Origin of the sequence: Methylocystis parvus, assembly GCF_049675845.1 — a bacterium.
Taxonomy (GTDB): domain Bacteria; phylum Pseudomonadota; class Alphaproteobacteria; order Rhizobiales; family Beijerinckiaceae; genus Methylocystis; species Methylocystis parvus_A.
Window position 1 is genome coordinate 2,814,685 of record NZ_CP187161.1, and the last position, 26,466, is coordinate 2,841,150.

At 62.4% G+C, this 26,466-nt stretch carries 23 protein-coding genes and 1 pseudogene; 20 read left to right on the forward strand and 4 right to left on the reverse strand.

Going from position 1 to position 26,466, the window contains the following annotated elements; all coding sequences use genetic code 11:
- Window positions 1-13 precede the first annotated feature (13 nt).
- The 4 genes and pseudogenes from ACPFMJ_RS14640 to ACPFMJ_RS14655 all read left to right on the forward strand — a co-directional run bounded on the left by ACPFMJ_RS14640 (window position 14) and on the right by ACPFMJ_RS14655 (window position 3,611).
- A pseudogene (locus ACPFMJ_RS14640) lies at window positions 14-1,776 on the forward strand (cytochrome c oxidase subunit I).
- Entirely contained in the window at window positions 1,773-2,471 is a 699-nt protein-coding gene (locus tag ACPFMJ_RS14645) for a cytochrome c oxidase subunit 3 (protein ID WP_424360702.1), read from the forward strand. The pseudogene ACPFMJ_RS14640 and the gene ACPFMJ_RS14645 overlap by 4 nt, the downstream one beginning before the upstream one ends.
- Window positions 2,472-2,486: 15 nt before the next feature.
- The gene (locus tag ACPFMJ_RS14650; protein WP_424360703.1) at window positions 2,487-3,212 is read left to right on the forward strand and encodes a heme-copper oxidase subunit III family protein; all 726 of its coding nucleotides are present in this window, start codon (window positions 2,487-2,489) and stop codon (window positions 3,210-3,212) included.
- A 12-nt stretch (window positions 3,213-3,224) separates the two neighbouring features.
- Window positions 3,225-3,611, forward strand: a complete 387-nt coding sequence (locus ACPFMJ_RS14655) for a cytochrome C oxidase subunit IV family protein (protein ID WP_424360704.1) — start codon at window positions 3,225-3,227, stop codon at window positions 3,609-3,611.
- A 13-nt stretch (window positions 3,612-3,624) separates the two neighbouring features.
- Here ACPFMJ_RS14655 and ACPFMJ_RS14660 read toward each other — a convergent pair whose 3' ends face one another.
- Window positions 3,625-4,047 (reverse strand): universal stress protein, encoded by a 423-nt coding sequence (locus tag ACPFMJ_RS14660; protein WP_424360705.1) that lies wholly within the window; start codon window positions 4,045-4,047, stop codon window positions 3,625-3,627.
- Window positions 4,048-4,483: 436 nt separating this feature from the next.
- Here ACPFMJ_RS14660 and ACPFMJ_RS14665 point away from each other — a divergent pair, with 436 nt between their 5' ends.
- Window positions 4,484-4,675, forward strand: coding sequence for a hypothetical protein (locus ACPFMJ_RS14665; RefSeq protein ID WP_424360706.1), 192 nt, complete (start codon window positions 4,484-4,486; stop codon window positions 4,673-4,675).
- 338 nt (window positions 4,676-5,013) lie between these two features.
- Window positions 5,014-5,385, forward strand: a complete 372-nt coding sequence (locus tag ACPFMJ_RS14670; protein WP_424360707.1) for a TIGR02281 family clan AA aspartic protease — start codon at window positions 5,014-5,016, stop codon at window positions 5,383-5,385.
- A 236-nt stretch (window positions 5,386-5,621) separates the two neighbouring features.
- On the opposite strand, the gene ACPFMJ_RS14675 is transcribed toward ACPFMJ_RS14670, so the two are convergent.
- Window positions 5,622-7,022 (reverse strand): putative bifunctional diguanylate cyclase/phosphodiesterase, encoded by a 1,401-nt coding sequence (locus ACPFMJ_RS14675; RefSeq protein ID WP_424360708.1) that lies wholly within the window; start codon window positions 7,020-7,022, stop codon window positions 5,622-5,624.
- A gap of 413 nt (window positions 7,023-7,435) precedes the next feature.
- Here ACPFMJ_RS14675 and ACPFMJ_RS14680 point away from each other — a divergent pair, with 413 nt between their 5' ends.
- From ACPFMJ_RS14680 to ACPFMJ_RS14690, 3 genes are read left to right on the forward strand one after another with little or no spacing between them, the layout of a single operon-like run.
- Window positions 7,436-7,909, forward strand: coding sequence for a YaiI/YqxD family protein (locus tag ACPFMJ_RS14680; RefSeq protein ID WP_424363874.1), 474 nt, complete (start codon window positions 7,436-7,438; stop codon window positions 7,907-7,909).
- 4 nt (window positions 7,910-7,913) lie between these two features.
- On the forward strand, window positions 7,914-8,573 hold the full coding sequence (locus tag ACPFMJ_RS14685) for a DUF938 domain-containing protein (protein WP_424360709.1): 660 nt from the start codon (window positions 7,914-7,916) through the stop codon (window positions 8,571-8,573).
- Window positions 8,570-9,268 carry a spermidine synthase gene (locus tag ACPFMJ_RS14690; protein ID WP_424360710.1) on the forward strand — a complete coding sequence of 233 codons (699 nt, stop codon included), beginning with the start codon at window positions 8,570-8,572 and terminating at the stop codon, window positions 9,266-9,268. Before ACPFMJ_RS14685 ends, ACPFMJ_RS14690 begins: the two co-directional genes overlap by 4 nt.
- Window positions 9,269-10,096: 828 nt before the next feature.
- Here ACPFMJ_RS14690 and ACPFMJ_RS14695 read toward each other — a convergent pair.
- Window positions 10,097-11,473 carry a tryptophanase gene (locus tag ACPFMJ_RS14695; RefSeq protein ID WP_424360711.1) on the reverse strand — a complete coding sequence of 459 codons (1,377 nt, stop codon included), beginning with the start codon at window positions 11,471-11,473 and terminating at the stop codon, window positions 10,097-10,099.
- Window positions 11,474-11,615: 142 nt separating this feature from the next.
- The gene (locus tag ACPFMJ_RS14700) at window positions 11,616-12,797 is read right to left on the reverse strand and encodes a helix-turn-helix transcriptional regulator (RefSeq protein ID WP_424360712.1); all 1,182 of its coding nucleotides are present in this window, start codon (window positions 12,795-12,797) and stop codon (window positions 11,616-11,618) included.
- 37 nt (window positions 12,798-12,834) lie between these two features.
- Between ACPFMJ_RS14700 and ACPFMJ_RS14705 the strand changes: the two genes are divergently transcribed.
- From ACPFMJ_RS14705 to ACPFMJ_RS14755, 11 genes are all read left to right on the forward strand, one after another.
- Window positions 12,835-13,653, forward strand: a complete 819-nt coding sequence (locus ACPFMJ_RS14705) for a dienelactone hydrolase family protein (protein ID WP_424360713.1) — start codon at window positions 12,835-12,837, stop codon at window positions 13,651-13,653.
- A gap of 246 nt (window positions 13,654-13,899) precedes the next feature.
- Window positions 13,900-15,030 carry a cobalamin-independent methionine synthase II family protein gene (locus ACPFMJ_RS14710; protein WP_424360714.1) on the forward strand — a complete coding sequence of 377 codons (1,131 nt, stop codon included), beginning with the start codon at window positions 13,900-13,902 and terminating at the stop codon, window positions 15,028-15,030.
- Between the two features lie 299 nt (window positions 15,031-15,329).
- Entirely contained in the window at window positions 15,330-16,925 is a 1,596-nt protein-coding gene (locus tag ACPFMJ_RS14715; protein WP_424360715.1) for a GMC family oxidoreductase, read from the forward strand.
- On the forward strand, window positions 16,925-17,884 hold the full coding sequence (locus ACPFMJ_RS14720; protein WP_424360716.1) for a CoA transferase subunit A: 960 nt from the start codon (window positions 16,925-16,927) through the stop codon (window positions 17,882-17,884). The genes ACPFMJ_RS14715 and ACPFMJ_RS14720 overlap by 1 nt, the downstream gene beginning before the upstream one ends.
- A 23-nt stretch (window positions 17,885-17,907) precedes the next feature.
- On the forward strand, window positions 17,908-18,744 hold the full coding sequence (locus tag ACPFMJ_RS14725) for a CoA-transferase subunit beta (RefSeq protein ID WP_424360717.1): 837 nt from the start codon (window positions 17,908-17,910) through the stop codon (window positions 18,742-18,744).
- Window positions 18,741-19,658: a DUF7714 family protein gene (locus ACPFMJ_RS14730; RefSeq protein ID WP_424360718.1), complete on the forward strand. Its 918-nt coding sequence runs from the start codon at window positions 18,741-18,743 to the stop codon at window positions 19,656-19,658. Before ACPFMJ_RS14725 ends, ACPFMJ_RS14730 begins: the two co-directional genes overlap by 4 nt.
- Window positions 19,655-20,539, forward strand: coding sequence for a phosphosulfolactate synthase (locus ACPFMJ_RS14735; RefSeq protein ID WP_424360719.1), 885 nt, complete (start codon window positions 19,655-19,657; stop codon window positions 20,537-20,539). Before ACPFMJ_RS14730 ends, ACPFMJ_RS14735 begins: the two co-directional genes overlap by 4 nt.
- Complete coding sequence (locus ACPFMJ_RS14740; RefSeq protein WP_424360720.1) at window positions 20,536-22,047, forward strand: argininosuccinate lyase; 1,512 nt, start codon at window positions 20,536-20,538, stop codon at window positions 22,045-22,047. The genes ACPFMJ_RS14735 and ACPFMJ_RS14740 overlap by 4 nt, the downstream gene beginning before the upstream one ends.
- Window positions 22,044-23,405 carry a class-II fumarase/aspartase family protein gene (locus tag ACPFMJ_RS14745; protein ID WP_424360721.1) on the forward strand — a complete coding sequence of 454 codons (1,362 nt, stop codon included), beginning with the start codon at window positions 22,044-22,046 and terminating at the stop codon, window positions 23,403-23,405. The genes ACPFMJ_RS14740 and ACPFMJ_RS14745 overlap by 4 nt, the downstream gene beginning before the upstream one ends.
- The gene (locus ACPFMJ_RS14750; protein WP_424360722.1) at window positions 23,402-24,403 is read left to right on the forward strand and encodes a 1-aminocyclopropane-1-carboxylate deaminase/D-cysteine desulfhydrase; all 1,002 of its coding nucleotides are present in this window, start codon (window positions 23,402-23,404) and stop codon (window positions 24,401-24,403) included. Before ACPFMJ_RS14745 ends, ACPFMJ_RS14750 begins: the two co-directional genes overlap by 4 nt.
- Window positions 24,400-26,463, forward strand: coding sequence for an acetate--CoA ligase family protein (locus ACPFMJ_RS14755; protein WP_424360723.1), 2,064 nt, complete (start codon window positions 24,400-24,402; stop codon window positions 26,461-26,463). Before ACPFMJ_RS14750 ends, ACPFMJ_RS14755 begins: the two co-directional genes overlap by 4 nt.
- Window positions 26,464-26,466 lie beyond the last annotated feature (3 nt).

A 26,466-nucleotide genomic window follows, 5' to 3' on the forward strand; every position in this document is an offset into this window, starting at 1 on the left:
GGGAGTGCGGCCGATGTCCGATATCTCGATCGAGGAGGATGGCGTTCCGCCCCAGGAGGTCGAGGACGTCGAACTCTATCACGCGACATCCTGGTTGACGAAATATGTTTTTTCGCAGGACGCCAAGGTCATCGCCATTCAATACGCCTGCACAGCCATCGCCATCGGCGTGCTTGCCCTCGTTCTTTCCTGGTTGATCAGGCTGCAGCTCGCCTTTCCGGGGGCCATCCCCTTTATAGACGCCAATGTCTATTATCAGGCCGTGACCATGCATGGCATGATCATGGTCGTCTACATGCTCACCGCGATCTTTCTCGGCGGCTTCGGCAATTATCTCATTCCGCTCATGGTCGGCGCGCGGGACATGGTGTTTCCGTTCGTGAACATGCTGAGCTACTGGGTCTATCTTCTGGCGACGCTCGTTCTCGTGGCGAGTTATTTTGTCCCCGGCGGCCCGACCGGCGCGGGCTGGACGCTCTATCCGCCGCAGGCGATCCTCACCGGAACGCCGGGCCATGAGTGGGGCATCATATTGATGCTCTCATCGCTCATTCTCTTCATCATCGGCTTCACGATGGGCGGCCTCAATTATGTCGTCACCGTGCTTCAGGCGCGCACGCGCGGCATGACGTTGATGCGCATGCCGCTCACCGTCTGGGGAATCTTCACCGCGGCGGTTATGGCGCTTCTCGCCTTTCCCGGCCTCTTCGTCGCCTGCGTCATGCTGCTGCTCGACCGCACGCTCGGCACGAGCTTCTTCGTTCCCGCGATCGTGGAGATGGGAGAGCGCCGCGACTATAGCGGCGGGAGCCCCATTCTCTTCCAGCATCTCTTCTGGTTCTTCGGCCATCCCGAGGTCTATATCGTCGCCTTGCCGGCTTTCGGGATGGTGTCCGATCTCATCAGCGTCCATGCGCGCAAGAACATCTTCGGCTATCGCATGATGGTCTGGGCGATCCTCGCCATCGGCGTGCTGAGCATGGTCGTCTGGGGCCATCATATGTATGTCAGCGGCATGAACCGCTCTTCGGGTTCTTCTTCGCGGTCACGACGCTGGCCATCGCCGTGCCGACGGCGATGAAGGTCTATAACTGGGTCGTGACGCTCTGGCGCGCCGACATTCACTTCACGACGCCGATGCTGTTTGCGCTTGGCTTTCTCGTCACCTTCGTCAATGGCGGCATCACCGGCCTTTACCTCGGCAATGTCATCGTCGACGTGCCGTTGTCGGCGACGCTCTTCGTCGTGGCGCATTTCCACATGGTCATGGGCATTGCGCCCGTCCTTGTCATCTTCGGCGCCATCTATCACTGGTTCCCGAAAATCACCGGCCGCATGATGGACGAGCGCCTTGGAAAGATCCATTTCTGGATCACCTTTCTGGGCGCCTACGCCATTTTCTTCCCCATGCATTATCTCGGGCTTCTCGGCGTGCCGCGCCGCTTCTACGAGATGGGCGAGACGTCCTTCGTTCCACATTCGGTCGACGGCCTGAATATCTTCATGACGGCGATGGCGCTCGTCGTGGGCTTTTCGCAGATCATCTTCTTCTACAACGTCTTCAGAAGCCTGAAGCACGGCGCCCTTGCCGGCGGCAATCCCTGGCGCGCCGCCTCGCTCGAATGGCAGACGCCTCAGACGCCGCCGGGCCACGGCAATTGGGGCGACGAACTCCCGATCGTCTATCGCTGGCCCTATGGCTACAGCATCCCCGGCGCGCCGGAGGATTTCGTGCCGCAAAACGCGCCGCCGCTCAGTGGAGAACATGCGACATGAGTGTGATGGGCCTGTTCTTCATCTTTGTCTTTTCAGTCGCGCTCGCTTACCTCTGGCGCGAAGGGGTGCTGGATGCGCCCTGGTTGAAAGAAGGCGAAGTCGCGGCCTATCGCAGCGGGCGCCCGCCCGGCGCCGCGAAAACCGGCCTTGTCGTCTTCCTCGGCGTAGCCTTGTGTCTCTTCTCCTTGCTGTCCGCTGCCTTCCTGATGCGAATGGGGGCGTATGATTGGCAAGCTCCGCCGCTGCCGAGAATACTGTGGTTCAATACGGCCGCGCTCGTTGCATCGAGCGCCGCCTTGCATATTGCGAGCGTCGCTGCGAGAGACGCATCCAGCGAGCAGATGAAGAATGCGCTTTGGGCCGGCGTCGTCGCGAGCGTCGTTTTCATTGGCGGGCAGATCTGGGCTTGGCGCGAGATGCTCGCCAATGGATTCTACGCCTCGCAAAATCCAGCCAACGCGTTCTTCTTCCTCCTCACCGGCGCCCATGCGCTCCATGTGCTTGGCGGGCTTGTGGCGCTGGTCAGGACGATGGTTCGGGCGTCACTGAGAGAGCCGGACGAAGCGCTGAGCTCGACGGTGGCGCTCTGCGCGACATATTGGCATTTCCTCCTGTTCGTCTGGCTGCTTCTCCTCGCGCTGCTCGTGGGGTGGGCCGATAATGTCGGCGCGATCTGCCGACGTCTCCTTGTGTGAGGAAAGGATCGTCGCATGGCCATCGACACGCTTGGGCGCATGAGCAAAGTCGAAGCGAAGCGGCCTTCAGGACTGCGCGGCGTCGTCGCGGACTGGGCTTCGGATCAGCGTTCGTTCAAGAGCGCGTCCTGGGGCAAGGCGATGATGTGGATCTTCCTCGTCAGCGACACGTTCATCTTCAGCTGCTTTCTCATCTCCTACATGACGGTGCGCATGTCGACGACCGTCCCTTGGCCGAATCCGAGCGAAATCTTCGCGCTCGACATTGGCGGCCGAAAGATACCGCTCATTTTGATCGCCATCATGACCTTCGACCTCATCACCAGCTCCGGCACGATGGCGATGGCGGTCAATGCCGCTTACGCGCGAGAGCGCAAGAAGGCGGCGTTGCTCATGCTGGCGACGGCTTTCTTCGGCGCGACCTTTGTCGGGATGCAGGCCTTCGAATGGACGACGCTCATTCGCGAAGGCGTGCGCCCCTGGGGAAATCCCTTCGGGGCCGCGCAGTTCGGATCATGTTTCTTCATGATCACTGGCTTTCACGGCTTCCACGTCACGGTGGGCGTGATCTTCCTGCTCATCATCGCGCGCTTCGTTTGGCGCGGCGACTATGACCGGGGAAAGCCCGGCTTCTTCACGAGCCGGAAGGGACGCTACGAGATCGTCGAAATCATGGGCCTCTATTGGCACTTCGTCGATCTCGTCTGGGTCTTCATCTTCGCATTCTTCTATCTGTGGTGACAGGAGTAAGAGATGCAAGCCGCTGAAACCAAGACCGTGGTCGCGACCGCCGCGTCGGCCGACGCGCATGGCCAGCAGCACCCGATCAGGCTGTACCTCCTCGTCTGGGTTCTGCTCTTCGTTTTGAGCGCCTGCTCCTACCTCGTCGATTATTTCAATTTCCAGGGATATTTGCGCTGGGGGCTCATCATCCTTTTTATGCTGCTCAAGGCCGGGCTGATCGTCGCCGTCTTCATGCATATGGCCTGGGAGCGGCTTGCGCTCGTGGCCGCCATTCTCGTTCCGCCGCTCGCGGTGCTCGTGTTCGTGGCGACCATGGCGCTCGAGGGCGGCTACACCGAGACCACGCGCGCCGCCTTTTTCGCAGCGCCCCCGCCGCCACGGGTCGAGGCGCATTGAGGCGGTAAATGCGTCAGCGCACGATGAGGACGGGGCAGGTCGCGTGCCGCGTAACGGCGTTGGCGTTTGAGCCGATGAGGAATCTGTCCATGCCGGGGCGGTGGGAGCACAGGACGATGAGATCGCTCTTCCAGCGTTCGGCTTCCTCGATGATCGTCTGATAAATCGGGCCAAACAGAAGCGCTGTCGTGACGTGCGTCGGGGGAAGCGATAAATGCGCGGCGACCGACGCAAGCTCGCCTTCCAGTCCGCGCTTGATGTTTTCGTCGAAGTCCTGCGGAAGGTAATCCAGAAATTTGATGGGCGTCAGAGACTGCACATTCACGAGCCTGATTTCCGAGTGAAAGGCCTTGGCCAGCGTCTCGGCATAGTCGATGGCGAGCTTGGTCATCTGAGGCTCTGCGAGATCGATGGGGACGAGGATCCTTGTGAGCATTGCCTTGACTCCCATGCGGTCGAGCGTTTCGCCTTTCATATATAGCGCTCACGCCGCTCGAGGCGCTCGCCCGACGCGAACTCACGCCTTCATCGCTGATCGCAGAGCTTTCAGATGAATGGATTCTTGCTTGCGGTATTGGCGGCGTTCTGGTCGCTTTGCGCGTGGGCTGACGACGCTGTCACGCTCCCAGGTCCCATTGCGAGATCTTCTGCCTCGTGATGGAAACGACCCTTCGAGACCCGCTGAAATGTCCATGAACGCCGCTCCGGCTTGGCTCGCGGCAAAAAGCGCGTGGACTAAGGCAGGGGCGCCGGCGCCCAACTTGCGCCTGCTTGCTGGTTCGATACTATTGACGCCAACCTCAAGTCCGGCGAGGCGCGACATCAGTAGCAAGCGATGGGCCGGCGATCGCGCTGAATCAAGCGAAAGCGAAATGAACGAGCGGAATCCGACCCCGTTGGCCGTCGCCATCATGGGGCTGTTGCTGGCCATTCTGAGTTACGCCATCAAGGACGAGCGCCTCGGCCTCGTCGTTTATGGCTCGGGACTCCTCTCCGCCGGGTTCGCCCTGCTTCACTGGTTCGCTCAACCCATGCAAAAGCAGAAATTTCCACCGCGGCTCTGACGCCTGCCGCGCTCAAGCTTGCGTCGCGCGTGGTTCGCTGGCCCTATTGCGTTGCAAGGGAAGGCAAGATGCTTCGCGCGGCTGTCATAACTTTAGCTTTGGCGTTCGCCTTCGGCGGAGCGAGCGCTTCTGCCGGCCAGAATCGCGTGCGGCAAACAAGTTGCCCGCCCGATTCGACCCAATGCGAAATCCCTGGCCTTGGCGTGTCTTCGGGAGGCGCAACCCGCCCGTCCGCTCCATCGCCGGTCCCTCCGGCGCAGCGGCAAACCGAAACATATGACCAGCCGGCGCCTCGCCCGAGCCTGGATCGAACCACAGCTTCGCCTTCGGTGATCCGATTGCCGCTTCGGATCACAGCCGACGCCGCCGGGCATTTCTGGACGGACGCGGATATTGACGGCGCGCACATTTCCAGGGTCTTGATCGACACGGGCGCGACCTTTGTCGTCTTGTCCTCCCGGGACGCCGCGGCCGCCGGCGTGACTCCCGAGCCCTCCGAATTCACGCATACGATCAGCACGGCGAATGGCATGGCGCGCGTCGCGCGGATGAAGCTCGGTTATGTGCGGGTTGGAGATCTCACCATTCGCGACGTCGACGCCCTCGTCGCTCAAAAGGGAGCGATGGGAAACAGCCTGCTTGGCATGTCCTTCCTATCGAAGCTGTCGCGTTTCACGGTGGAGTCCGGCACGCTCACCTTGCGAAAGTAATGGCGTTTGCGATGAAAAATCGCGGATGACCGGATCAGGTCGACTGAAGATTTGAGAAGATGCGTCTTCACCTGCGCCGAGTCGATCCGCGCTGTCAGCGTCGCTACCTGGGCGTAGATCAGGTCGAGGCTGGAGTTCAGGCCGCCCTTGCAGAGATCCATGGTAAGATTTTGGGCCGTCCATTGCGAAACCTCGACTGGAACCCTGAACAATCTCGAGTTGAAAGAGCTCCGAAACTAAGCGGCGGCCAACGGGATTTTCGCTTTAGCGGGTTGCTCCCCACTCAGATAGCGATCGGCTTCCTCTTTGGGCATCGGGCGCCCGAACAGATAGCCTTGCCCGTAGTTGCATCCTTGCTCTGACAGCCAGTCGAGGTCGGAAGCGCTCTCGATCCCCTCCGCCGTGGTCTGCAAGCTCAGACTTGCGCCCAGTTGGATGATGGCGTCGACCAACTTTGCGCGCTCGGCGTCGCGCGCCAAGGCGGTGACGTAGCTCTTGTCGATTTTGAGCTTGTCGAAGCGGAGCTCCCTGAGGTGATACAAGCTCGAATAGCCGGTTCCAAAATCATCGAGGGCGATCCGCACGCCAAGGTTCTGCAAGGACGTCAGAGTCGCGCGTGCGGCTTCCAGGTCGTTTATCAGCGCGGTTTCAGTGACCTCGATTTCCAGCCGACCGGGAGAAAAGCCGGTTTTCGTCAAAACGGCGAGAACCTGCGACGGCATCAAGGGATCCTGGAGCTGTTGGGGCGCGACGTTCACGGCCAGAGTCAAATTGCTGGGCCATTGTTGAGCGCTCTTGCACGCCTGATCAAGGAGGCGGTAAAACAGCTTGTTGATCAATCCTGTCTCTTCGGCGACCGGAATGAAGACATCCGGCGCAATGAGTCCCCTGGTGGGATGCGCCCATCGCGCCAGCACCTCGAAGCCAATCAACTCCTTGGACGGAAGCCTGACGATCGGCTGGAAAAAGGGCGTGATTTGATTGGCCGCAATCGCTGCGTGCAGTTCAGCTTCGAATTGGGCGCGCTTCTTGCGGCCCGTATCCAATTCTTCGTGGAAGAAGCAGAACCTGCCCCGTCCTTCTCTCTTTCCTTCGTACATGGCGAGGTCCGCCGCATGCAGGGCCTCATCCGCGTCACAGTTCGCGAGGTCGACGACCACAATGCCGATTGTCGCGTCGATATTGACCTGTCCCTCATTCCAGGAGATCGGACTTCTTATTACCCAAATGATCTCCTGCGCGAGCGCCGTCAGCTCTTCCTGATCGCCGCCGAAAGGCGCGAGAAGGACAAATTCATCGCCTCCCAAACGCGCGACGATGCTTTTTGCGGGGACCGCCTGAAGCAAACGGTCGGCGACCGCACATAACACCGCATTTCCGGCGGCATGGCCATGAAGGTCGTTCACGGGCTTGAAGCGATCGAGATCGATCATCAAAATCGCGAGCCGCGTGTCGGGTTGAAGCGTCCTCAGGCGCTCCTTGAAGCTGTCGAGAAAGAAACGACGGTTGGGCAGGCCAGTCAGCGCGTCGTGACGCGCCATTGCCGCGTTCTGTCGTTCCGCCTCGAGGCGCGCAATCATCGCCCTTCTGAGCAGAATTGACTTGCGAATTGCCGCGACGGATACGCCGAGCCCCATGCAACCGCTCAGAATTACGAGGTCCAACAGATTATGCTGGACTGAATAAGCCAGGGCCCAGTCGAAAAAACCTAGCTCTTGGCCGCCAAACCAGATGCAAGAGCCTATTAACATGAGACAAAGCAGCTCGTAGAGTTCGCCTTTTTCCCATGATACGCTCGAAATAACCATCGCGGCCACCGCTCAATTTGGGTTTTCAAGCTCGAAACTTGAGGTCGCCTCGCTTAACGATCTCTAAAGTGAAATGGATGATGTCGGTAATACTTAAGGAGAAAACAATGTCTCGCCATTTATTTGACGGGATGTTTTAAGCCGGCATTCAAGGAGGGGTTTGCTGTGGAGCTTATCGCGTCCGGGGTCAACGGAGGCGGCCAGTGGAGGCGGAGGTCGTCGTCCGGTGCTATCCTGTTCCGATGACCATCCATATCTACATCGACGCCGACGCCTGTCCGGTGAAGGAGGAGACCTACAAAGTCGCGATCCGCTATGGGCTCCAGACCTTCGTGATTTCCAACAGCTTTATGCAAATTCCAGCGTCGCCGCTGATTACGAGGGTCATCGTCGCCGCCGGCGCGGACGCCGCCGATGACTGGATCGCGGAGCGTGTCGTCGCGGGCGATGTCGTCGTGACGAGCGACATTCCTCTGGCCGCGCGCGTCCTCGCCAAAGAGGCGCATGCGATTGCTCCCTATGGGCGCCCTTTTACGGAGGAGTCGATCGGCCTGGCCCTCGCGCAGCGCTCTCTCATGGAGCATATTCGATCGACCGGGGAGAGGACCGGCGGCCCGCCGCCATTTTCCCAGACGAACCGGTCCCGTTTCCTTCAAGCGCTCGATCAAGCGATCGCGCGCGAAAGAAGAAAGCGCTCATTGCCGGAAGGGGGATAAGCGCGTGGGCGACAATCGCCTTTTCTCCGCCGCGGCGGCCCGCAACCGGGACCCCATTCTGGACGTCCTCCGCACGGTTCTGCCCAGGCAAGGTCTTGTGCTGGAGGTCGCCAGCGGTTCCGGCGAGCACGCCGTGCATTTCGCGACGGAACTGACGGAGCTGACATTCGCGCCATCCGATCCTAGCGCAAAGGCCCGCGAGAGCATCGCGGCGTGGGTAGCGTCCGCTGGCGTCAGAAACGTCATGGCGCCGCTCGCTCTGGACGCGGCCAGCCCGCCCTGGCCGATTGCGCGGGCCGACGCCGTCATCTGCATCAACATGGTCCATATTTCGCCTTGGCGGGCGACGGAGGGATTATTCTATAATGCGAGCGCAATCCTTCCCGCCGGCGCGCCGCTCTATCTTTATGGCCCCTATAAACGAGGAGGGTTCCATACAGCCCCGAGCAACGCCGAATTTGACGCGGGTCTGCGCGCGCAGGATTCATCCTGGGGCGTGCGTGATTTCGAGGCGGTGGCCGATCTTGCGCATCGGGCGGGTTTCGAAGGCCCCGAGATTGTCGAAATGCCCGCAAATAACCTAAGTCTCACGTTTCGCCGTGGGCGGGACGCCAGGTCCACGAAGTTGTCGACCCCGGCCGATGAACTAGAGAGGCGCGCGTGATTCCCTGGTCCCTGATCGACACGGCGCAGATTCCCGGCGGCGAGGGCGCGCTGCGGCTGATGCGCCGTGGAGCCGAATTCTCGATCATGCTGGGTCAGAATGAATTGATGAACAGCCGGCTCAGTGGATCGGAGGAGGCGCTCGCCACGCTCTCATGCGAGAGGATTCATTCCCGCCCGGAGCCTCGCATCCTGATCGGCGGGCTTGGGATGGGATTCACATTGCGCGCCGTGCTTGCGGTTCTGGATTCAAGGGCGCGCGTCGTCGTCGCTGAACTCGTTCCGGCGGTGGTTGCTTGGGCGCGCGGTCCGATGGCTGAACTGCACGGGGCGAGCCTTACAGATCCGCGCGTTTCGATCCGGGAAGGCGATGTGGGCCAGATCATACGCTCGGCGCGCTCGTCCTATGACGCGATCCTGCTCGACGTCGACAATGGCCCCGAAGGACTGACGCGCGAAGCCAATGACGGCCTTTATCACGCATCGGGACTGGCGGCCGCCCGTGAAGCTTTACGTCCCGGAGGCGTCCTGGCCGTCTGGTCGTGCGCCCCAGATCGCAGCTTCACGCAGCGACTCCAAAAGGCCGGATTCGGCGTCGAAGAGATAAAGGTGCGCGCCAACGGCAAAGGAGGGGGAGCGCGGCACGTGGTCTGGATCGCGACGCGCGTCGAACGCGCAAAGCGTTCTCAAGCCTGAGACGCTTCTCTTTTGCGTCACTGTAATGATCGCCCGAGATTGCCTTTTTGTTCTTGAATCACTATTAAAGAACAGGAGTAGACGGGTGTCGAATAGCCATTCGCGCCCCCTCGTAGAGGCCAAGGCAGCCAGTTCTCCGTTGCGACGCGAGCGTCTCGGTATTTCTCAAAAGAAAGCGCCTAACCAACTATGCGCCAGCCTGTGAGGCCGTTCATAACGGCATATAAAAACCGCTCGTCCAAATCTCGCACGGCTCGTCCCTGGGATATCGACGATCCGGAGAAGACCGCTGCGAAGCCTTTGACCGTCGACCTCGGCGCAACGCCCGCCGCGTCTGGACCGGACGCGGAATATTTGGCGGCGATGGCGGCTGCTGATGCGGTGTTTGGCGGGAAGGCGGTCGAAACAGCGGCGTTTCAGGAGCCGCCAAACGTTCCTGTCAGCCGTATTCTTCCGTGCCTCCTTCAGCCCGATGAGCAGCCGGCGCCTTCGGTGGAAAAGGCCAAGAAGGCGCCCCGCACGCCAAGAGCGGCGAAGCCGGCTCAGCGAAACGCGGATAAAGCTGAGGGCGTTGCGGCTCCGATCAAACGCGCTCCGGCGCAGAAGACGGTCGAACCCCCGCCGGTCGTTGTGACGACTGATAGCGAGAATGTTGGCGCGACGCGGCGCGAGCGCAGCTCCCTTCAAAGCCGTTGGGTGCGCAAATCCGCATTGAAGCCCGGCGAGAAATGGAAACGCCGCTTGTGCAAGGCGGCTCGCTAGTCGGCGCCATGATGAGCGCCGCCTATATGGCCTGTCGGGCCATCCGGGCTGAGCGCTCTCTCGCCGCTATCCCGCGAGCGCAAAGTGCGCTGTGAAATGGCGCAGGAAGGGCGGCTGCCTGATTATTCGGAACGGTTTGATCGCGTCGCGATGTCGATGGACGAAATCAAGAACCTCGACGACGTAATCAAAATGGCTCTGCGTGTAGACGCGTCTCGGAAAAGCCAGGCGAACCAATTCGTGAGGCGCCGGGGTTTCCGCGCCTCCATCTGAGGCCGGCTTTCCGAACATGACGCTGCCGAGCTCGACCGCGCGTATCCCTCCTTCAAGGTAGAGAGCGTTTACGAGCCCGATCCCTGGATAGTCGCTCGCGGCGAGATGCGGGCAGAACGCTGCGGCGTCGATAAAGATGGCGTGTCCTCCTGGCGGGCGGACAATCGGGACGTCCCGAGCCAGGAGTTTTTCCGCGATATACTCCACGGTCGCGTGGCGATAGCGCTGGTAGTTGATTTCCAGAGCCTCCATCAAGCCCACGGCGACCGCTTCGAGATCTCGCCCCGCAAGGCCGCCATAAGTAGGGAAGCCCTCCGTCAGGATGAGCAGGTTCCGAAAATCGTCCGCCCAATCATCGTTGTTGCAGGCGAAAAATCCTCCAATATTCGCAAGGCCGTCCTTCTTCGCGCTCATCGTCGCGCCGTCGGATAGCGCGAACATTTCCCGGGCGATCTCGAGAAGGCTGCTCTTCGAATGCCCTGGCTCGTATCGGTTGATGAAAAATGCGTTTTCCGCAAAACGGCAAGCGTCGATAATCAGCGGAATATCGTGCCGCACGAGTATCTCTTTCACCCGCCTGATGTTTTCCATCGAAACAGGTTGGCCGCCGGCTGCGTTGTTCGTTACGGTGATCATGCAGAAGGGTATGTTTGCCGGGCCTTCGTCTCGGATCACCTTTTCCAGTCCGGCGAGATCCAGGTTTCCCTTGAAGCGATCCTGCGACTGCAGATCCCGCGCTTCTGGCGTCAGGAGATCGACCGCAGTTGCGCCGACAAACTCGATGTTGGCGCGCGTCGTGTCGAAATGACTGTTGTTTGGAACGACGTTTCCCGGCTTCAGCCGCGTCGCGGCGAGCAGCCGCTCCGCGGCTCGCCCTTGATGGGTGGGGAAGATGTGCTTGAAGCCCGTGATGTTGCGGATCGTTTGTTCGAAGTGCCGCCACGACGCGCTGCCGGCATAGCTTTCATCGGCGACCATCATCGCCGCCCATTGCCGATCGGACATGGCGCCGGTGCCGCTGTCCGTCAACAAGTCGATTGTCACGTGCTGGGCGTCCAGTAAAAACACGTTATATTTCGCCTCGGCGAGAAGCGCCTCCCGATCTCCTCGATCGGTAATAGGCAGCGCCTCGGTCATCTTGATCCGAAACGGCTCGATAATCGTGCGCATGTGAGGTGCCCTCTCCGCCTGCAAATAGGGCCGCAAGGAGCGCCAAGGAGAGGTGGCGTCGGTTCAGTTGTTTGGCGCCGCTCGCTGCGCCGGTTTCGCGCCGGCGCGCCGAGGTCGGTTTCCGCCGATCGAAAACGCGAAATCAGGCGACGTCCGCCGAGAGGGTGAGGCGGCTCAGCAGCGCGACGACTTCAGCCTGGCGATTGCATCCGGTTTTCTCGAGTACGCCTCGCAGCTGGGAACGTACGGTGTTGCGAGATACTTTCGCCTCTGCTGCGATCTCGTCGAGCGTGGCGCCTTCCGCGAGGCCTTGGGCGACGCGCGCCTCTCGGGGGCTCAGGCCGAACATCGCCTGGATAAGACTGAGCGACGGCGCTGTCGGAGGGTTTACCGGCGAAAGCATTATCAACGCGCTGCCGCCGAAAATATCCCGAGCCTTGCCGGCGATCGGGATCACATGCACGAGCGACCGATCCTCGCCATCGCGACCGCCCGCCGGAAAGCAATGCTTTCCGACAACCGCGTTGCCCGAAAGCCGCTTCAACGCCTCTTTCAGCAACTTGTCCGCGGATTTGTCTCGCAGCGCTATCCGGTCGGTTGCGAGCCAGCGAACGAAATTCTGCTTTTCCTGGATGAGATCGTTCGCCGCCAGCGCGCGACCCTGGAAGTCGACGACGAGCGCCGGATGGCCGAGCAAGGCCAGGGTTTCGGTTGTAAGGCGTGCGCGTTCGAAGCGCAGGCGAGCAGCGATCTGAGCGCTTCGCATAAGATGCGGGTGCAGCTCATCCAGCTGATCAAGCGTCGTTCGCTCCAACGGTCCCCGCGCGTAATCGCGCTCGAGGCTGAGGACGGCGCTCCCTTCCCGGCCAAGCGGCAATCGGGCGGCGGCAGCCCAGCCGAAACCACGAGGCCAAAGGAAGTCTCTGTAGATCGGGTCCTGCTCCAGATCTTCTTGGGAAAATAGCTGCTTGTCGCTGACAAATCCCTTCGGCTTCAATGTGGATATCCGCTCCCGCCTCTTGGTGCGTCCAGCCCAACCGCCGTCCACGTAATCTGCTACGAGCCCGCGCAAGCCATCCGAGGCCTTCCAGCGCAGTCCGTCGGGACCGGGGAAATAAAGCGCGCCGCCTCGCGCGTCGGCTATGCCGGCGAGTTGATCCAAAACCTTGTCCCAAAGCTCCGGAAGAAAAGCGCACTCATAAATCAGCTCGATCAGAGATTCGCTCATGGCAATGCTTCTGTTTCCGAGCCGCACGAGGATTACACCCCGAAAAAACGCTCTCGGCAACCGTTGCCCGATCCGGACTTTTCGCTGACCCTGCACGGCGCTTTCAGCAGCAGGTTCTCGAAAGGACGCCGCGATGCGCGATTCGATGCAAGGTTACGCGAAATTCGCCTTTCGCCATGGCGCTTGGGCGCGCGATGTCTTTTATCGAGGCGCAGGCCCGGCGGTCATCGTGATCCACGAGATCCCTGGCCTGCATCCGCTTGTCTTTCGATTTGCAAATCGCCTCGCTGACGCAGGCTTCACTGTCTATTTGCCGAGCCTGTTCGGCGAGCCCGGTCGCGCTGTTTCCCTCGCTTACGCATTGCGCTCGTTTGTGGGTGTGATCTGCATCCGTCGGGAATTCGATGTCTGGAGCGCTAATCGATCGAGCCCCATCGTCGATTGGCTGCGCGCTCTCTCGCGGCGCGCGCATCAGGAATGCGGCGGGAAGGGGGTCGGCGCGATCGGCATGTGCCTGACCGGAAACTTCGCCCTGGCCATGATGACTGAGCCTGCGGTAATCGCGCCGGCGCTTGCGGAGCCGTCGCTTCCGCTTCCAGTCGGCGGCGCGAGACGCGCGGCGTTGGGCGTCTCGCCAGAGGAACTCGCCTGCGCAAAGCGTCGACTGCGCGAGGAAGATCTCCAAATGCTCGGGCTACGCTTCAAAGGCGATCCATATGCGCCGCCGGAACGTTTCGAAACGCTTCGCAAGGAATTCGGCAAGCGCTTCAAAGCGATCGAACTGAATCCGGAAAGCGCCGAACCAAGCGCGCCTAAGCCTGCGCATTCCGTTCTCACCGTGCATCTTCGCGACGATGACCCCATGGGCGAAACCCGCTTGGCTGAAAGACAGGTCATCGCATTTTTTCGAGAAGCGCTTTCCTGTCCATCGGACATACACGGAAAGACATGATGCGCTTCATCCGTTTGGATGAATGAATGTCGCTCGGGCCTGACACAATACGCAAATGAAGCGCCGAGGCATGTGTCGCGGCAAAGCATGGAAGCGGGTCGCCGCTGCGCCACTATGCAAGCGGCCGGATGACTGCGCGGAACCTAATGTGACGCCCAAACGTTGCTCCGTTTTCACCCTTTGGATGAAAGGCCGTCCAGCCAAAGCTCAAAGCGCTCAAAAAATTAAAGCCGAGGGAGGGGACCCGTGAAGATAGCTGGTCGAGACGTTCTCATTCCGACAAGCATGGTCGGCAACTATCCCAATCCACGCTGGTGGGACGCATCCTTCGCCAGATATTTCGAGGGAGATCGGGATCCGCCGGATTCTCTCAGCCGGGAAGCGTTGGAAGACGCGATCGGCGCGATTGCGCGGGACCAGGAGCAGGCGGGGCTCGACATCATTTCCGACGGCCGCGTTCATGGCGACAACTATGCGGATACGGCCGTCTATCATTATTTCCGCCGGCTCGGTTACAATCTGCGCGGCGGCCATCTTGGTTTCCCGATATACAGCCGCCTTCACACGGGCACGGTCGAGCACGAAATCAAGCGCCGCGGCTCCATCATGGTCGAGCAAGCACGCGCCTTGAAGCGCGCGACGAGCAAGCCGACGAAGGTCCAGTACACCGGCGTCCAGGTCCTGGCGCAATGCACGAACGATCTTTTCTACAAGAGTTCACGCGACCGGGCGCTGGCCATCGCCAAGGCGATGAATGAGGATATCCGCGAGGTCGACGCGCTCGGCGTCGACTTCATCCAGCTCGACGAGTTCACCTGGCCATATTTCTTCGAAGACTGGGCCATCGAAGCCTTCAATACGGCAGTCGAGGGCGTGAAGAACGCGCGCATTGTCGTTCATGTCTGCTGGGGCAATTGGGGCGGCACGCCGGCTTATTATCGCGACGAAACGGGAAAGCCCGGCGAAATTTACGATCTCACCAAGCGCAAGGACAACGCCAAGACGCCGGCCGCGACGCGCGCCATCGTGCCCAAGGCGTATGAAGCAAAGATCAACGTGCTCAATCTCGAAAATTGCGGTCGGCGCTTCGACGACATGTCGGGCCTCGACGCCTTCAAGGAATTTCCCCTACCGGACAACGTCGATTTCTGGGCTGGCGTCATCGATGTGAAAAGCACGATTACGGAGACCGCCACGCAAGTCGCAGACCGGATCAATAACCTTCTGAAGGTTATTCCTGCGGACAGGCTCGGCGTCACGACCGACTGCGGCCTGATCCTGCTTCAACGCTACATTGCGCAGGACAAGCTCCACGCGCTGGTGGAAGGCGCGAAGCTCGTGCGCGAACAGGTCAGACAACCGATCGCGGCCGAATAACGCCATCGCTGGCGCGGAGCCCCGCCGCGCCATTGGTCTCGCGGGAGCCGCCGGCATGCCCGTCTTCGTCGTCTCGTGTCCCGACTGTGGCAATGTCGCGAGGACGCTCGTCCTCGACGGTTGCCGCATGCCTCAAGAATGGGTTTGCGGTCTCTGCAGTGGCAGGCGCGGCCAGCCCGACTTGCGCGGCAGCGAAAAGCATCCATGGGAGGCGTCTCACGGATCGGGCTGTCTCTGCTGCGCGCCTGTGGCCGAGGCGGGGCCAGAATGTTCAGCGATCGATGAATAAGCGTAACGGAATGGACGCGACAGTCTTCGATTACATCATCGTCGGCGGCGGATCGGCCGGATGCGTGCTCGCGAGCAGGCTGAGCGAGGATCCCGATTGCAGAGTCCTGCTGCTCGAGGCGGGCGGGGAAAGCGACTCGCCTTTGGTCCGGACCCCGGCGGCTTACGGAAGCCTGCAGGACAGCGTCTTCGATTGGGGCGATCGCACGCCGCCGCAAGCGGCCTTGAACGGGCGACGGATTTTCGTGCCTCAGGGCCGCGCGCTCGGCGGATCCAGCGCAATCAATTACATGATCTATATCCGTGGGAATCGGGCCGATTACGATCAATGGGCCGAAGAGGGCGCAAGGGGCTGGTCCTACGAGGATGTGTCGCCCTATTTTCGCAAATCGGAAGGCAACCGCAATTTTTCAGATCGTTTCCACAATACGGAGGGGCCGCTCGCCGTTGTCAGCCACCATCCAAATCCGCTTGTCGAACGCTATATCGCGGCAGGGCAGGAAATCGGACTTCCCTTCAATCCGGACTTCAACGGCGAAACGCAGGAAGGCTGCGGGCCCTTGCAGGCGACGCTGGCGCGGGGCGAACGCTGCAGCGCCGCAGAGGCGTTTCTGACGCCGGCGCGCTCACGCAAAAACCTGACGATTCTCACGCATGCACGCGCGACGCGGCTGCGTTTCGAGGCGAGACGCGCCGTGGGCGTGGATTACATACGACTCGGTTCGGCTGAAGCCGTGCGCGCGGAACGGGAAGTGATCCTCTCCGCGGGCGCGCTACGCTCTCCGCAGTTGCTGATGCTGTCGGGCGTTGGTCCACGGGCCGAGCTTGAAAAAATGGGGATCGACGTCCGCATCGAGCTGCCTGGCGTAGGCAAGAACCTGCAGGATCATCTGCATACACGAGTGAGATGCGAAATCACGCAACCGCTTACCTTTGGGGGTCTCGCTGACGCTCAGAAGGATGCGGCGCGCCGGCAGTACGAGGTCGATCGAAGCGGTCCCCTGGCGTCGAATATGCTCGAGGCCGGCGCCTTCGTGAGACTCCAGGAAACACGCCCCGAACTGCAGCTGTTTCTTCTAGCGCAGCTCGCCCCCGATTACCCCGAAGCGGGGCCGGTCAATCGTCACGGACTCACATTCACCGCCTATATCAACCGGCCCCAAAGCCGTGGCGCAGTGTCACTCGCATCGTCGGATCCGCTGGACCGGCCACTGATCGATTTTAATTATCTGGCTCATCCCGGTGACATGCGGTTGGCCGTCGCAGGCGTGAGATGCAATCTACGCCTCCTCTACGCCAGGGCCTTCGACGACATTCGCGGTAGCGAGATCGCCCCGGGGATCACGACGCGGAGCGACGAAGAGATCGAGGCCTTTGTCCGTCGGACGGCCTCCACCACATGGCATCCCGTGGGGACATGCAGGATGGGCGACGACGACATGGCGGTCGTCGACCACGAACTTCGTCTGCGAGAGGCCGCCAGCCTGCGGGTGGTCGATGCATCCGTGATGCCGACGATCGTTGGCGGAAACACCAATGCGCCGGTCATCATGATCTCCGAAAAAGCCGCGGACATGATCCGCGGCCGTCACGCGGAGATGACCTGATGTTGTCCCCGCAGCGCCATATCTACACGGAGCCGGACAAGCGACGAAGCCTCGACGAACTCGCGTCAATGGTTCCCGACGGGGCCGTCGTCGCGGTTGGCGGCGGCCTGTCGTCGCGCGAACCCATGGCGCTGCTGCGCGCACTGCTGCGAAAAGGGGTGAAGGGCCTCACGGCTGTCGGGTCTGCGCATGGAATCGACATCGACCTTCTCTGCGCAGGCGGCGCATTGGCGCGCTCCGCCGAGAGCTATGTAGGCTTCGAACAGGATTTTGGCCTGGCGCCCAATTACCGCCGCGCCATCGAATCGGGGACTGTCGTGGCGAACGACTCCTGCTGCTACACGCTGGTGCAGCAGTTGCGCGCGGCTATTCAGGGGCTGCCGTTCATGCCGATACGTTCCATGCGTGGAACGGACCTCCTCGATTTGCATCCGGAATACAAGCGGATGATCTGTCCATTCACTGGCGAGGAGCTGCTGCTCGTTCCAGCTCTCGCGCCTGATGTTGCGCTGCTCCACGCTCAATATGGAGACAAGAGAGGCAACCTCGTCGTCGAGGGGCCGCCGGTCGCGGACCTGCTTTTCGCAAAAGCCTCGAAGGTCGTGCTGGCGACCGTGGAGAAAATCGTTTCGACGGAGACGCTACAAGGCGTTCGCGGCGCCGTCGTCCCGCATTTCCTGGTGACCGCCCTCAGCGAGACGCCGTTCGGCGCGCACCCAACGGCCTGCTATCCCTTCTACGCATATGACCGTCGGCACACCGCGTTCTACCACGCAGCCGCGCGTGAAGGCTCCGACGCCTTCAAGACCAAATATCTAGACGTCTTCGTTTATGGAGTGCGAAATCACGACGCTTATCTCGCGCGCGTCGGCGGCGACGACGCTCGCGCGCGTCTCGCCTCCTGGGCGGAGAGCGACGACCAATGGATGAGTCTCTATCTCGACGAGGCGACGGCATGATCACGAGCTGCACCCTCGGAGAGATGATGATAGCCGCTATGGCGCGCACGATCTGCGACGGCGAGCTTGTCTTCCACGGATTTGGTTCGCCATTGGCGCAGCTCGCCATGCACGTCGCCAAACGCACCCATGCGCCGCGAATGGCCCTCATCGCCGGCGCCACATATGGCGTAGACCCCGCGCCGAGCTTTCTCAGCCCGACAACCAATGACTGGGTGATGGACCGGGGCGCGGTGACTTCGCTCGATATCGAAGATTTGTTCGATCTCGCGGCGTCGGGGCGCCTTGGACGAATGTTTCTTTCCGGCCTGCAGATCGACCGCTGGGGTAATTGCAATGTCACGGCGCTCGGCTGGCCGCGCATCGCGATGAAGCTGCCGGGCGGCGGCGGGGGCGGCAATCTTTCCTGCGACGCGCGGCGCGTCACGCTCTGGACCCCCGCGCATCGCGCCGAAATCGACGCGAAAGGAGGGCGGCGCTTTCGGCTGGTCGAAGCCTGCGACTTCATCACCAGTCTCGGTCATCGCGACGGCGCCGGAAAGCGACGAGAAGATTATGGACATCGCGGCGGCGGGCCGCAGTTTCTCGTAACCGAACTCGGCCTGTTCGACTTCGACGCCGACGGCCATATGCGATTTCTTGCTCTCTATCCAGATATCACGGTGGATGAGGTGAGGGAAAACACCGGCTTCGAACTCGCTCTCGCTGATCGTGTGGAGACCATGGCGCCGCCGACACAGGCTGTCGTCGGCCTGATCCGCAAGCTCGATCCGCTGCGGATCCACGAAAGGGAGTTGAGACGCGGCGATCTCGAACGACGCTTTGGATTAGCGGACGCGCAAGAGGAGCTGCCCAGATGATGGAGGCGGCCAAGCCGGCTTACGCGCTTCGCGGAAGGCCTAATCTGGTCCCGTTGCCCTATCGGGGCGTCAGCGTGCAGCCCTATGGCGGCGCCATGACCGAGCTGGCGATCGTCGCTCATCTGCTCGGTCGTGAAACATACCGACGGACGGAATTCATCGTTCTCAAGGCGCCGGATGGCCGGCACGCGGTCGCCGCCGTGCAGGCGAAGGATCGGGCGCCGCTCTTTTCGCCGATCACGGCGGTCGAGTTGCTCGCGCCGCCCGAACTGTGCGTATACGTCCGGAGCCCGGAGACAGATTGCGGCAACCGCTCGGCCCTGGCGGCGCTCGCCATGAAACAAGGGCTGGAGCGGAACCGTACGCTGATCTGCGAAGGCAAATTCGACCACGTCAATTTCATCCATTGCCCTCAGCCGTTGATTGTCACGATTGTCGAGGTCGCGCCGCCGGAGCCGCCGAAGCTCTACGACCTCGTGACGCATGTGCTAAGCTACGCCGATCTGCCCCCCATCCTTCCGGTTCTCGAACGGATCGACTTGAGAGAGCTGGTTCACGGCGCTCCGCCCCCAGCCTTTCTTGTGCCTTGCCGCTCTGGCGGACTCGAGAATCTCGGCGCGCCGGTCCATTACCTCGACGAGCGGCCGCCTGTGCGCGAGGACTGGACGCTCATCGGCTGTGAGCGCAGCCTCCAGTTTCACCGGCATTATTACGGCGACGAACCGCCGCGTGTGGAGATGTGTCCGCGCGCCATTGCGGGCCGACGCATCGAGCCGACGATCCTGAAATGCTGTCTCCTCGAATTCGACATCGAGCGTGATGGCGAGATGATGATCGTGCCGTGGGGAGCCGATCTGCCGATGGTCGAACGCGCGCTACGGGCGCTCTCTACGCCGAAGGAGCCACGGCCATGAACGGACTCGACTCTGCCTGGAAAGGCGTTTGGTCGCTCGATGCGATCGTGAACCGCCGCCTGCGCAGGCCACGAACGACCGGCGTGACGATGGTCATCGACACGGGCCTCGGCCTCTCGGCCATGCGCGACATTCTCGATCTCGCCGACGAGCATATCGACCATTGGAAATTCGGTTTCGGCACGACCGCGCTCATGCCGCGTTCGGCGCTCGAAGAAAAACTCTCTCTGCTGCGCCAGCGCGATATCCTGACCTATCCGGGCGGGACGCTGCTCGAGGCCGCGATCGTGCAGGAACATTGCCGCGTCTTCATGACGCGCGCCGCCGCGCTTGGCTTCGGCGCAGCAGAAATATCGGAAGGCACGATCGATCTTCCCGGCGAGCGCCGCCGCAGAATGATCGACTGCGCGAGAAATGCGGGATTGCAGCCAATTACGGAAGTGGGAAAGAAGGATCCCGCTCGGCAACCCAATGCGGAAGAACTGGCGACGCAGGTGTTGCGCGATCTCGATTGGGGCGCTTCCTGGGTGATCGTGGAGGGAAGGGAAAGCGGGCGCAGCGTTGGAATATACGATTGCGCAGGCGACATCCGCTCCGCCTTTCTCGATGAAGTGACCCGTCTCGTCGGAGACGCTGCGTCGCGTATGATTTGGGAGGCCCCCCTGCGCGCGCAGCAGGCATATCTCGTGTGCCGCTTTGGCGCCAATGTCAGCCTCGGCAACATTCCCCCGCAGGAGTGTCTCGCGCTGGAGGCGTTACGCTGCGGCTTGCGGTTCGAAACATTTGCATCGGTCGCGCAACATTCCAAGGAAGCCGGCGTCTGGGACCCGACGCGCATCGAAAGCGGGGCGTCCTTTGGCGGACTTGTGAGCGACAAATGACGGAGAATACGCGCGCCGCAGTGCTGGAGATTGGCGAACGCCTCTCGCAACCGCCCTCGGCGCGTCTCGTCGCGCAGGCCTTTGGCGCGGAGCTCGACGCGCAGCTCGACCTTTCAGAGATGGTGGGCTGGGCCGATCTCGCCCACACGCTCTGTCTCGCTGAGACGGGCGTCATTCCGGACCGGGCTTCGCGCGACCTGATCGCCGCATTGCTCGAATTGCGGGAAACGGCTGATTTCAAGCCTTCAGCCGAATTCGGCGATCTCTACACGAACCGCGAAGCCTGGCTCGCACACAAGACCCCGGCGGTCGGCTGGCTCGGCGTCGCGCGCGCGCGGCGGGAGGCCGTGACGACAGCCTACCACCTGAAAGTCTGCGACACGCTTTGCGATCTCTGCGACGCTTTGCAAGCCACAGTAGATGCAGTAGCGGCCCTTTCTCTGCGTCACAAAACGAGCCTGATGCCTGATTACACCTACTTGCAGGCCGCACAACCAACGACCTTCGGGCACTATCTGCAGAGCTTCGCTTGGGCCATGCTGCGCGACATGGAGCGATCCATGGCGCTTCATGGGCGCGCGAACCAATGCCCCGCGGGCGTCGGCAGCTCAAATGGGTCCACGATCCGGCAGGATCGTTCTGCGCTGGCGAGGCGTCTCGGTTTCGCCGCGCCGGCGCCGCATGCGCGCGACGCGATGTGGATGCACGATCTGTCGATCGAGGCTTGCGCGATCGCCGTTGCGGCGGCCGTCAATCTCAGCCGGCTGGCTGAAGACCTGATGATCTTCGCGAGCGCCGAGTTTGGCTTCGTCCGGCTTGCGGACCGACATTCGCGGGCGAGCAAGATCATGCCGCAGAAACGCAACCCATTTGCGCTCGCCTTTGTGCGCGCGACAGCTAATCGCCTCATCGGCGCTCAAGCTGGCGTCGCGACGGCCGGTCGCACGCCTTCGGGGCAGATGGATAATCGCCTATATGTCTACGGCTCGGCCCCTGACGCATTGCGCGCCGCGAGCGACGCGGCCCTGCTGGTCGCGGAATGCGTCGACGGGCTCGAATTCGATGAAGCGCGCGCTGCGCAGGCGCTTGCAGATCGCTCCGTTTGCGCCGGCGATCTCGCGGAGCGCCTGACAGCCGAAGCCAACATCGATTTCCGGTCCGCCCATGGCGCGGTCGGTCGTCTCGTCACGGAAATGGAGGCGTCGGGGCGTCGCCTCGCGGATGCGACTCCGCAAGATCTGCTCGCCGCGCTGGAGAGCGCCGGCGTCGCTCTTGACCCCGCAAAAGCCAGGATAGTGCTTGCCTCCGCCCTTGATCTGAAGAAATGCGTCGCCGCGCGGACGGACATTGGATGCGCGGCGCCGGACGAAGTCGCCGCAATGGCGGAAGAGTTGCGCCGTTCCGCTCGTGAGCGCCGCGGTCAGGTCATGCAGATGCGCAGGCGCCAGAGGGCGGCGATCGATGCGCTTCTCGCCGAAGCGCGCGCCTTTGCCGGAGTTTCCACATGACGGGATGGTCCTTCGGCTCCGATATTTACGGCGGCGCCTGGGCGACTCCGGAGATGCGCGCGCTTTTCGACGATATCCCTCGCACGCAGCGCTGGATCGAGATTCTCGCCGTCCTGGCCGAGCTGCAAGCCGAATATGGCGTTATCCCTCGTGATGCGGCTCTCGACATCAAGGCGAGTTGCGACGCGATTTGCGTCGACTCAGAATTTCTCGCGGAATGCCGCGAGGCTTACGAAGCGACCGCGCATTCGACGGCGGGCCTCATCGCCGCCGTGGAGCGTCGCTGCGCTTCCTCCGGCGCCGAATGGTTTTATTTCGGCGCGACCGTGCAGGACATCGCCGACACCTGGCTCATGCTCGCCTTGCGTTCCGCTCGCCGCCTGCTCATTACGGACGTGGAAAGGGCCATTGCAGCCTGCGAAACCTTGTGCCGGCGCCATCGCAACGCGATCATGGCCGGCCGAACGCACGGTCAGCAGGGCCTGCCGATCACCTTCGGCTTCAAGGTCGCCGGCTGGCTCGCGGAGCTGCGGCGTCATCGAGTTCGCATCGACGAAATTGCGGCGCGCATGGATGTCGGCCAGCTTTGCGGTGGCGTCGGCAGTCTTTCGGCGTTCGGGCCGGAGGCGCTCATCCTGCAACAGCGCTTCTTCGAGCGGCTCGGCCTGCGCGCCCCGGATATGTCCTGGACGGCGAGCCGCGATCTTTATGCGGAGTGGGCCCAACTCCTCGCGCTCATCTCCGCCACGGCGGATCGCATCGGGCATGAAGTCTATAATCTTCAACGCGACGAAATCGGCGAATTGCGCGAGGCGTCGCTCGCCGAGGGCGTCGGCAGCATCACCATGCCGCACAAACGCAATCCGGAGACTTCGGAACATCTCGGCGCGCTCGCGCGCATCGTGCGTGCAAATGCGAGCCTGCTGCTGGAGAGCCTCGTGCACGATCACGAGCGCGACGGCCGGTCCTGGAAGGTGGAATGGCACGCTGTTCCAGAAGCGACGATGGCCGCCGGAAAAGCGCTCTTCGCGCTCGCCGGATTGCTGGAAAATCTCGAAGTCGATACGACGCGCATGCGCGCCAATCTCATGGCGAATGGCGGTTTTGCGCTGTCGGAAGGGGTCATGGTGGCGCTCGCCGGTCATATCGGAAAACAGGCTGGGCATCGGTTCGTCATGTCTCTCGCCGCCGCCGCGCGCAGGGAGGGGCGCTCCTTCATCGACGCGGTGGGAGACAATGAGACGATACGCGCGCATCTCTCCCGCGAAGAGATCGCGCGACTGCTCGACCCCGCCGCGCAAATCGGGCAATGCGCCGCGCTCGTCGATAGCGTTCTCGCTCGGAGGGCGCCGCCATGACGGGCTGGGGCGAACGACTCGACGCCTTGCCGCGGTTGTCGCTCATCGACCAGCCGACGCCGTTGCACGCGGCGCCAAACTTGTCCGCCGCGCTCGGGGGGCCAGGAATCTGGTTCAAGCGCGACGATCTGATCCCGGCCGCGTTCGGCGGCAACAAGGTTCGAGCGCTCGATTTGATCGTTGCGGACGCGGTTCGACAAGGCGCGGATACGCTCGTGACGGGCGCCGGGATTCTGTCCAATCACGTGCGCGCCACATCGGCGCTTGCGACGCGCCAAGGACTGTCCTGCGTCGGCGTCTATTGGGGCGCGCCGCCGCCGCGCGCCGAAGGCAATCACCGCCTTGCGCGTCTACTCGGCGCCGCGATCCGCTTCACGCACGACGATGACCGCGCCTCCGTCGACGCGGGGATCGAGCGGGTCGCATCAGACATCCGCGCCAGCGGAGGAAATCCCTATGTGATCCCGCGCGGCGGCGCCTGTCCCCTCGCAGTCCTGGCGCACGCGCGCGCCGTGCGCGAAACACTGGCGCAGTGCGCGGCTCTCGGCGTGTCGCCGACATGCGTCGTCATGGCCGTCGGCGGCTCCGCGACGCTCGCAGGATGGCTGCTTGGCGGCGCGCTTTTCTCGGCGCCATGGCGGATCGAAGCCTTCACCGTGAGCAGGCCCGCGTCAGAGGCGGCGGCGCGGGCGCGCCGGCTTGCGACGGACGCGGCGGCGTTGATCGGCGCGCCGTTTGCGCTGGGCGAGGGCGCCTTTCGCGTCCATGACGGCTTCATTGGCAGGGGCTATGGCGTTCCCTCGCGAGAGGGGCGCCAGGCCATCGAGGCGACGGCGCGCGCCGAGGCGATCTTTCTCGATCCCATCTACACCGGCAAGGCCATGGCCGGATATTGCGCGCTGTGCGCGCGCGGCGAATATGCGGACGTCCAGGACGTTCTTTTTCTCCACACTGGCGGCGCGCCCGCGCTGTTCACTTCCTGCGGGGAAGAGGCATGAGCGACTGGCGCGAAGCGTTGTTCAGCCCCCGTCGCGTGGCGATCGTCGGCGCCTCGGAAACGCCCGGGAAAGCCGGGGCGCTTTTTCTCCGCAACCTCATTTCGCCCGAAGCTGGCTTTACGGGAGAAGTCATTGGCGTGCACCCCACCGCGACCGAGTTGATGGGGGTTCCGGCCTTCCCGCGTCTCGATGCGGCGCCGGCGCCTGTCGATCTCGCAGTCGTCGTCACGCCGCCCGCGACGCTGCCATCGGTCATCGAAGATTGTGGCCGGGCGAAAGCGCCGGTCGCCGTCGTCGTCACGGGGGGATTTGCGGAGACCGGCGCGGAAGGCGCGGCGTTGCAGCGCAAGACAATTGAAACGGCGCGCGCGCAGGGCGTCAGGCTCGTGGGGCCCAATTGCTTCGGCGTCATCAGCACGCAGAGCGGTCTCAACGCCTCGCTTTCCATCGGCCTTCCGAAAAAGGGCGGCGTCTCGCTCGTCACGCAAAGCGGCGCCTATGGCATGGCCGCTTATTCGAGATCGATGGATGAAGGGATGGGCTTTTCAAAGATTGCGGCGCTGGGCAACAAGGCTGACGTGGACGAAGCGGATATCCTCGCTTATCTCGGGGCCGATCCAGAGACGCGAGTCATCGCGCTGCTGCTCGAATCGCTCCATGACGGGCGTCGTCTTTTCGAGACGATCGCCTCGATTACGCCGACGAAGCCGGTCGTGGCGTTGAAGACCGGCCGGCATCCGGGCGCGCAACGCGCAGCAGCGAGTCACACGGCGGCTTTGTCCAGCGACGCCGCGATCGTCGACGCCGCCTTGCGCCAAGCGGGCGCGCATTTGGTCGAAGATGGTTTCTCGCTGCTCGAAGTATCGGCGTCGCTCGACCGGCAGCCGCCGCTGCGCGGGAAGAAGGTGGGAATCGTCACCAATTCCGGCGGCGCGGGGGTTGAACTCACCGATCTCCTGGAAGCGCAGGGGCTGGCGGTTCCGGTCCTTTCAGCCGCGCTTCAAGAGAAAATCGCCTCGACGCTTCCGTCCTATGGCTCTCCCGTCAATCCGGTCGACGTCACCACCGACTGGGCGCGTTTTCCCGCAATGTATGGAGCCTCGGTCGAAGCGCTGATGACGAGCGACGACGTCGACGCCGTCGTCCCTGTGCTGCTGCAGCGCTCTGCGCTGATGCCGGAAGTCGCAGAGGCGATCATCGCCGCTTACGCTAGGTCGCGCGACGCAGGATCGACAAAGCCGCTTCACGTCTGCTGGGTGGCCCCGAAAGCGGCGGACGGCAATCGCGCGCGCTTGCTCGCGGCCGGAATACCTTGCCATCTCTGGCCGGCCGGAACCGCCACGGCGCTCGCTGGCGTCGCCGCGCGGCCTGCGATCGCGCCGCCGAAGCCGGCCATTGTAGGGACCGCCGCTCCGAAGAGGCGCGACGCGGATGGCTGGGCGTCGGCGCCGGAGGCCTTTGCAATGCTTGCCCAGGCCGGGTTCCCGGTCGCGCCTTTCGCCATCGTCTCCAGCGCCTCGGCAGCGGCCGCCATGGCCAAAGAGATGGGCTTTCCCATCGTGCTCAAGGCCGAACGGGCCGGCCTGACGCACAAGAGCGACAAGGGCGCCGTGCGCGTGGGACTGCGCGACGGCGATGCGGCCGCGCAAGCCTTCATCGATTTCGAACGGCGGCTCGGGCCGGGACCGGCGCTCATGCAGCCGCAAGCGCCGCCGGGACTCGAACTCGTGATCGGCGGCCGGCGCGATCCTTCCTTCGGTCCAATCATCCTTGTTGGGCTTGGCGGCGTTCTAATCGAAATATTCAACGACGTTGCGCTTCGTCTCGCGCCAATCGACGCGCGTGAAGCGCGCGACATGCTCGAAGGACTAAAGTGCCGCAGGCTTTTTCAGGGGCATCGAGGCGCGCCGCCGCTTGGCGTTGAAAAATTCGCGCATCTTCTTGCGGATGTGTCGCAATGGTTTCAGGCCGCGAGTTCAATCGCGGAACTCGACCTCAATCCAGTGATCGCCGACGGCGACCGCTACACCATCGTGGATGTAAGGATGCGGCTGGCATGATGG